Origin of the sequence: Nocardia abscessus NBRC 100374 (genome assembly GCF_000308455.1) — a bacterium.
GTDB classification, from domain to species: Bacteria; Actinomycetota; Actinomycetes; order Mycobacteriales; family Mycobacteriaceae; genus Nocardia; species Nocardia abscessus.
On record NZ_BAFP01000235.1, the window covers coordinates 1 to 2,154 of the forward strand.

Annotated in this window: 1 protein-coding gene; it reads left to right on the top strand. The window is 64.9% G+C overall.

Annotation, left to right across the window (positions count from 1 at the left end; translation table 11 throughout):
- The first annotated feature begins 51 nt into the window (after window positions 1-51).
- Window positions 52-2,139, top strand: a complete 2,088-nt coding sequence (locus ON19_RS30925) for an ISAzo13 family transposase (RefSeq protein WP_083899724.1) — start codon at window positions 52-54, stop codon at window positions 2,137-2,139.
- The last annotated feature ends 15 nt before the right edge of the window (window positions 2,140-2,154 follow it).

A 2,154-nucleotide genomic window follows, 5' to 3' on the forward strand; every position in this document is an offset into this window, starting at 1 on the left:
GTCGTAAAGTAACAACGTGTTGGTTTGGGCTTCAATGGCTTTCGGTTCTGAGTGGTAGCGGTGGAGGGCGGCGGGGTGGGTGTGGCCGCTCGGCTGCGGGCATTGTTGCCGCATTTGAACGAGCGGCAGCGGCGGTTGGCGTTGGGCGGCGAGGCCCTGGTGCTGGGGCATGGCGGGGTGCGGGCGGTGGCCCGGGCAGCCGGGGTCAGCGAAACCACGGTCCGCAAAGGTGTTTTCGAGGTCGAGGCCGGGGAGCATCGGCTGCCGGGCGGCCGTGTTCGGCGAGCTGGCGGTGGTCGTCGACGGGCCGAGGAGTTGGATCCGCGGCTGGTTGCGGCGTTGTTGGCGTTGGTGGAGCCGGATGAACGTGGCGATCCGATGTCGCCGCTGCGATGGACGGTGAAGTCGCTGCGGAATCTGGCTGCCGAATTGACCCGAGCCGGACATTCGGTGTCCGCGCCGACGGTGGGCCGGTTGTTGAAGGCGCAGGGCTTCAGCCTCCAGGCCAACGCGAAGACGCTGGAAGGGACCCAGCATCCTGATCGGGATGTCCAGTTCCGCTATATCAACGAGCAGGTCAAGCGGCATCATGCCGATGAACAGCCGGTGATCAGCATCGATGCCAAGAAGAAGGAACAACTCGGGCAGTTGCCCAACGCTGGGCGGCAGTGGCGTCCGAAGGGCGATCCGGTGCGGGTCGAGGACCACAGCTTCTACTTCATCGGCCCGGATGTCGACGTGGCTATCCCCTTCGGCGTCTACGACATCGGCAACGACACCGGTTGGGTGAACGTGGGCACCGATCACGACACCTCGGTGTTCGCAGTGGAATCGATTCGGCGCTGGTGGCGGTCCCGCGGCTGCCTGGACTACCCCACCGCGGACCGGTTGTTGATCACCGCGGACTGCGGCGGGTCGAACAGCTACCGGTATCGGCTTTGGAAGGCCGAGCTCGCCGCGTTCGCCGCCGAGACCGGCCTGACCGTAACCGTGTGCCACTTCCCGCCGGGCACCTCGAAATGGAACAAGATCGAGCACCGGTTGTTCTCCCACATCACCATGAACTGGCGCGGCAGGCCACTGACCAGCCATGAGGTCGTCGTCAATAGCATCGCAGCGACCCGCACCCGGTCCGGGCTGCGGGTCCACGCCGAGCTCGACACCGGCATATATCCGACCGGGATCTCGATAAGCCGTGAGCAGGCCCGGTCACTGCCGATCACACCACACCCGCAGAGAGGAACCTGGAACTACACCATCGCCCCGACCGGCCGCCAGGACACCGTCACCACTACCGAAGGCCGCAACGCGGCCAGAGCGCACGCTCTGGCGGCGCTCACCGACCCGAAGGTGACCGGCTTGCCCGCTCACGAACTGCAGCAGCTCTGCACGCTGCTGGCGCCGGCGCAAGCAGCGATCGCCGAGCAGCGCCAGTACCTGCAACGCGGCGGACCACGCCGAAAAGAACGCGGCGACCACGGCCGTCCGTTGCTGACACCGGCCGACAAAGTGTTGATAACCGTGGTCTACCTGCGGCGGGTATGCCCCCAGAAAGTCCTGGTGGAACTGCTGGGGATCAACCCCAACACCATCGGCCGAGCGATCAGGGAAACCCGCACCCTGATCGAAGAGCATCAGATCGAGTTTTCCCAGACATCGCACTACTTCTCCGACATCGACGAGCTGCGCAACTGGCTCGACAACGACACCACCACAACAAGGATCGAAGCCGCTCGAGCGTTGACTCACCCCGACCTCACCGGCATGACCCGCGACGACTTCCAGGCCCTCGTCGACCGGATATCGGTTTCCTACCGCGCCTCGATCGAACAACGACGCCACCGCCAACGCGGCGGTGAACGCCGCCCCGGCACCCGGGGCGGACTGTTCCGCCAGAAGATCACCGACGCCGACCGAATCCTGGCCACCGTGCTGGCCCAACGCCAGCTATGCGACCAACAAACCCTCGCAGAGCTGTTCGGCGTCAGCAGAGGCACCATCCGCAACGCCATCGACGACGTCCTGCCGCTGCTCCAGCAACACCGCATCACCCCTGCACCCGCAATACGCCAGTTCACCACTGCTGCTGAAGTCCTCGACCTGATCGCCTCGGACACCGACCACAAATCGCCAAGTTGAATCTTTACGACTCCA